The organism is Streptomyces sp. NPDC056948, from assembly GCF_042674225.1.
GTDB classification, from domain to species: domain Bacteria; phylum Actinomycetota; class Actinomycetes; order Streptomycetales; family Streptomycetaceae; genus Streptomyces; species Streptomyces purpurascens.
On sequence record NZ_JBHUQX010000544.1, the window covers coordinates 1 to 5116 of the forward strand.

General features: G+C 71.8%; 6 protein-coding genes. All 6 read left to right on the forward strand.

The window, feature by feature from the left end:
• On the forward strand, positions 1-832 hold an 832-nt coding region (locus ACFTZL_RS40640; RefSeq protein ID WP_382594317.1), incomplete at its 5' end, for an alpha/beta fold hydrolase.
• Between the two features lie 60 nt (positions 833-892).
• A complete protein-coding gene (locus tag ACFTZL_RS40645) occupies positions 893-2098 on the forward strand; it encodes a hypothetical protein (protein WP_382594319.1) in 1206 nt (401 codons plus the stop codon).
• 72 nt (positions 2099-2170) lie between these two features.
• Positions 2171-3280, forward strand: a complete 1110-nt coding sequence (locus ACFTZL_RS40650) for a serine hydrolase domain-containing protein (RefSeq protein WP_382594322.1) — start codon at positions 2171-2173, stop codon at positions 3278-3280.
• A 184-nt stretch (positions 3281-3464) separates the two neighbouring features.
• A complete protein-coding gene (locus ACFTZL_RS40655) occupies positions 3465-4157 on the forward strand; it encodes a class I SAM-dependent methyltransferase (RefSeq protein ID WP_382594325.1) in 693 nt (230 codons plus the stop codon).
• Positions 4158-4320: 163 nt separating this feature from the next.
• Complete coding sequence (locus ACFTZL_RS40660) at positions 4321-4674, forward strand: antibiotic biosynthesis monooxygenase family protein (RefSeq protein ID WP_382594328.1); 354 nt, start codon at positions 4321-4323, stop codon at positions 4672-4674.
• Positions 4675-4899: 225 nt separating this feature from the next.
• On the forward strand, positions 4900-5073 hold the full coding sequence (locus tag ACFTZL_RS40665; RefSeq protein WP_184586600.1) for a CsbD family protein: 174 nt from the start codon (positions 4900-4902) through the stop codon (positions 5071-5073).
• Positions 5074-5116: the final 43 nt, after the last annotated feature.

The following is a 5116-nucleotide window of genomic DNA, read 5'->3' on the forward strand; positions in this document are numbered from 1 at the left end:
CACCACCAAGCCGGCGCCGGTGGCCGACCAGGACGGCGGCTCGGCCCACGAGCAGCTGATCCGTGGCGTGTTCCGGGACCTGCTGGGACGCGACGACATCGGACGCGACTCCAACTTCTTCGACCTGGGCGGGCATTCGCTGCTCGCGGTGCAGATGGTGCTGCGCTTCCAGGACATGTTCGGCGTCACCCTGGAGACGGCCGAGGTGTTCCGTTTCCCGACCCCGCGGACCTTCGCCGAGCGGCTCGGGCGCCCCGAGTTCGTTCCGGAGCCTTCCGTCCCGCTGCGGGCCGCGGGCGGTGAGCCGACGGTGATCTGCCTCCCGCCGCTCAGCGGCACGGCGTGGAGCTTCGTCCAGCTCTTGCCGTATCTCCCGAAGCACATGCCCGTCCACGGTGTCCTGTCGCCGCTCCTCGAGGCGGACGGGCGATCCGCCGATCCGGCCGCCGTGCTGGACGAGTTCGTCTCGGCAGTGGAGGACATCGACGTGCTGGGACCGATCGTGCTGGTCGGCTGGTCCATCGGCGCGGCGCTGGCCCCCGGCGTCGCGGCCGAACTCCAGGAACGCGGCCATCAGATCGAGCACGTGGTGATGTTCGACGCCGCCGACGTCGACCTCGCCGGGCCGCCGCCCCTGGTGTCCTGCGGTCTCACGCATTTCCTGGCCGAGGACCGCACCTCGGTCCTCGACGGGCGGTACTGGGAGAGCCTCTTCGAGGGCGAGACGGACACGATCGCGACCGCCGCACCGCACCTGCGCATGCTCGACCCGGACAAGCTGGCCGAATCCGGGCCCCGCCTGCGGAAGACGCTCATGGAGTTCGGTGGCTGAGCCGACAGGGCCGACAGCCCGCCGCCGAGCCGCTGACAGCACCCACGTACGGAAGAGGCCATGACCGAAGACCTGGAAGGCATGAACCACACCGACAGCGGGGACGATCGGCCCCTGCGCGAACGGGTCGCCGCAGCCGTGGAGGTGGCCCGGGCCCACGCCGTCGACGTGGACTCCGAGGGCCGCTTCCCGGCCGAGGCCGTCGCCGCGCTGAAGCGGCACCGGCTGCTAGCCCCCGAGCCCGTCCCGGGCCAGGGACTGTGGACCGCGCCGCAGGTCGTCGCGGTGGCCCACGCGCTCGGCCAGGCATGCGCCTCCACCGCCATGATCTGGGCCATGCACCAGGGGCAGATCCAGGCGGTCGCCCGCCAGCCCAAGACCAGTAAGCCGGTGCAGGAGTTCCTCGACTCCGCGTGGGAGTCCCAGCCACTGGTGGCGAGCCTGATGTCGGAAACCGGAGCCGCGAGCCCCCGCGAGAGCCGAGCCCACTGCCGTGAGGACCCGGACGGCAGCGGCGGGATCGTCATCGACAAGAACGTCTCGGTCTCCTCCTACCTCCAACAGGCCGACGCCGGACTGCTGGTGGCCAGGCGCTCGGCCGACGACGCGGTCACCGAGGGCGCGGTGGTGCTGGTGCACCGCGACGAACTGGTCATATCCCAATGGCGCGACTGGCAGGCGCTCGGCATGCGCGGCACGGGCAGCGGCGGCGGCCGGGTACGGGCCCGGACGCATCCCGACCGGATCCTGGAGGAGTCGTTCAGCGAGGCCTCGGCCCGCGTGATCATGCCCTTGTCGAACCTGGGCTGGGCCGCGTGCTGGCTGGGCATCGCCGAGTCCGCGTTCGCCACCGCACAGGACGCCTTCCGGCGCCAGCAGAGCAGGACCGCACCCGACGTCCTCACGGCCAAGACCATGCGGCTGGGCCGGGCGTCGGACACCATCGACGAACTCACCGAGCAGATCCGCTCGCTCGCCGGCCAGTACGAGGAGTTGCAGGGCACCGCGAGCGACGCCATGGTGCGCCGCTCGAACGCGCTGCGGCTGACGGCCGCCGCCCGGGCCAACGAGAGCGTGCTGGACTCCTTCCAGGTCATCGGGGTGGACGCCTATCGGGAGCCGTCCGCGAGCAAATGGAGCCTGAGCCGCCAGATACGCGATGTGCTCTCCGCCCGGGTCATGATCAGCGAGGACCGGATCCGCCTCGGCAGCGGCCAGCTCGCCCAACTCCCGCGCAGAAGCGGCTTGCTGGACGCGATCGGCTGACCCGGCGGGACCGGACCGCCCGACGTGCGGGGCGGCCGGACAGAGGACACATGTGCCGACAGGCGGCGGAGGATGGGCGTGGACGCAGTGACATCGCGATACGACGGAGAGGTCCTGGAGAACGGCGACCGGACCGGCGACCCCTGGGAAGGAGTGGACGCGGCGGCACTCGCGCGGGCCGTGCGCGCGCAGGCGGGGCGGCCGGTGGCGGGCATCGACGACATGGCGTCGTATCTCGCCGGCCAGGTGTCCGACGCGTCGCACCGCGAGGTCATCGGCCCGCTCCTCGACGGGCAGGGGGCCAGTGGTGTCGTGGTCCGGGCCGGCACGGTCGTCGCCGCGTGGGGCGACCCCACGCACGCAGAGATGGCCTACAGCGCCACGAAGAGCGTGCTGTCGCTGGTGGCGGGCATCGCCTACGACGACGGGGCGCTGCGCCTGGACGAGCCGGTGTCGAAGACCGTGGACCTGCCCGAGTTCGACACCCCCCACGGAAGGGCGATCACCTGGCGCCACCTGCTGGACCAGACCAGCCAGTGGGAGGGCGAGCTGTGGTCCAAGCCGACCTGGGTGGACGCACAGAGCACCCGCGAGGGAACCGAGTCGGCGGGCGGAGCGCCCGGCGCCGGCTGGGCCTACAACGATGTGCGCGTCAACCTCGCCGCGCTGGCGCTCACCGTCCTGCTCCGCCGCACCCTGCCGGACGTGCTGCGCGAGCGCGTCATGGCACCGACCGGTGCCTCCGACGGCTGGTCCTGGCACGGCTACGACCACGCGGTGACCGCCCTCGACGGCGCCGAGCTGCCGGTGGTCTCCGGCGGCGCGCACTGGGGCGGCGGACTGTGGATCAGCGCCCTGGACCTGGCCCGCATCGGCCTGCTCTGCCTGCGGGGCGGGAGGTGGGACGGACGTCAGGTCCTGTCGCGGCGCTGGATCGAGGAGTTGTGGACGCCCTGCCCGGTCAAGCCCGAGTACGGCCTGTCCTGGTGGCTCAACGACCACGGCACGGTATGGCCCCGGGCACCGCGCACCGGCCGCTGCGCCCGCGGCAACGGCGGCAACCACCTGCTGTGGGTGGACCCGGCACGCGACCTGGTGATCGCCTCACGCTGGGGGAGCGAGGTGGAGCGGCTCCTGACCGAGGTGTCGTCGGCGGTGCCGCCCTGTGCGACGCCCGGGTGAACCAGACCTGGGCCGGCAGCACGCCCTCCGCCGGCCCGTCGATGTTAGGTTCCCTCAGGGAACCTGACCCTGAGCGTCGAGGGAGCCTGTCATACCCCCCGCCCCGCACATCGCACTCGACTCGGCCGGACCCGCGGCCATCGACGGCCGCCACATCCGGGCCCTGACCTTCCAGTCCGTACGGATGGAGTACCTGCGGCGCGTGCTCGGGGAGTTGAGCCTCGCGGCGGCCGGCAGCAGGGCGCTCGTCGTCGGCAGCGGGCGCGGCTTGCTGGCCCGCGGCCTCGCCCGGCTCGGGTTCGAGGCCGTCGCCGCCGATCCGTCCCCCGCCGCGACGGCCCTGGCCCGGGACGCGGACGACGGGCTGGGCGTCACGTACCTGACGACGCCCGCCGAGGAACTCGACATCCCGGACGACTCCTTCGACCTCGTGTACTGCGCCGACACTCTCGAGATCACCGAACATCCGGACGCCGTCCTCAGGGAGGCGGCGCGCGTGCTGCGCCCCGGCGCGGCTTTCGTCTACGACACGGTGAACCGCACCCCCGTGTCCCGACTCATCTACCTCGGTGCCTTCCAAGCCTTCCCGGGGACCCGGATCATGCCCCGCGGCCGATACGCCGCGCACCGGCTGCGCCGCCCGGTGGAAGTCGCCGAGTCCCTCGACCGGGCGGGGCTGTCCACGAAGGACGTCTCCGCGTTCAAGCCGCGCGACGTACGCGGCCTGGTGCGTGCGACGCGCGGCCGCAGGCGTGGGACGCTGACCGACGATCAGCTGCCGGACCTCGTCGACATGGTGCTCGAGCCGGAGGGCAGCCCGGTGGTGACGTACCTGGGGTACGCGGTTCGCCGTGAGCTCGTCACACGATCTTGTTGAGGTGCTCCTACCTCGGGCCGCTCCCACAAGCGCGCGAAGGCGTCGCTGGTGCGCAGCAGCTCGCCAGCCCGGGCATCGCCCGCACCACGCTGGCGTCCCACTCCCCGGTATCCCTGCAGAAAGACGCCGGATCGTCGGGCGCACCCTGCCCTACATTGGCGCCATGAGCCATCACTCCGAAGCGCCTGTCACGCCCGTCGAGGCCTTTGAACCCCCCTACTACGTGACTGTCTTCACGACGGTGCGAACCCAGGACCAGAGCGGCTACAGCGAGACCGCCGCACGCATGGAAGACCTGGTGAAGGGCGTCCCTGGGTTCCTGGGGATGGAGCACGCGCAGACTCCCGGCGGGCTGGGCATCACCGTCGGGTACTTCCGCGACGCCGACGCCCTCACGGAGTGGCGGAGCAACGCCGAGCACCGCGCGGCACAGAAGCGCGGGCAAGCCGAGTGGTACGAGAGCTACACGCTGCACGTGGCGAAAGTGGAGCGGAGCCAAGGGTTCACACGAGCGTAGGTCCCGCAGAGCCCGAGAGCCCGCAAGGCCCTGGAACGGGGGCGCCGGGCGCTCGGCCGTATGGCGGTATGGAGGTGCCCGGCTACGCACAGCCGGAGAGCATCCGGCCGGCAAGCGTTCCATCCTCGCCGGCGGCAGTCCGGCCGTCACCCACGTTTGACCGTCCCTCCCGGGGTCACTCGGGAGGTGACCCCGAAGTCGGACACGACTTGGAGTGAACGAATCGTGGCTGGAGAGCAGAAGTCCAAGGCGAAGGCCGAGCAGGCCAAGGGAAAGGCCAAGGAGACCATCGGCCGTGCGGTGGGTAACGAGCGGCTGACGGCCGAGGGCCGGGCGGAGCAGTCCAAGGGAGACGCACGCCAGGCCAAGGAGAAGACCAAGGACGTCTTCAAACACTGAGCACTGAGCGCGTGGGGGCCCTGCTGCGGCAGGGCCCCCCGGG

Bases quoted from the DNA above. Each gene is read 5' to 3' on its own strand.
- ACFTZL_RS40645 (WP_382594319.1), top strand. From the start codon at position 893: ATGACCGAAGACCTGGAAGGCATGAACCACACCGACAGCGGGGACGAT.
- ACFTZL_RS40650 (WP_382594322.1), top strand. From the start codon at position 2,171: ATGGGCGTGGACGCAGTGACATCGCGATACGACGGAGAGGTCCTGGAG.
- ACFTZL_RS40655 (WP_382594325.1), top strand. From the start codon at position 3,465: ATGGAGTACCTGCGGCGCGTGCTCGGGGAGTTGAGCCTCGCGGCGGCC.
- ACFTZL_RS40660 (WP_382594328.1), top strand. From the start codon at position 4,321: ATGAGCCATCACTCCGAAGCGCCTGTCACGCCCGTCGAGGCCTTTGAA.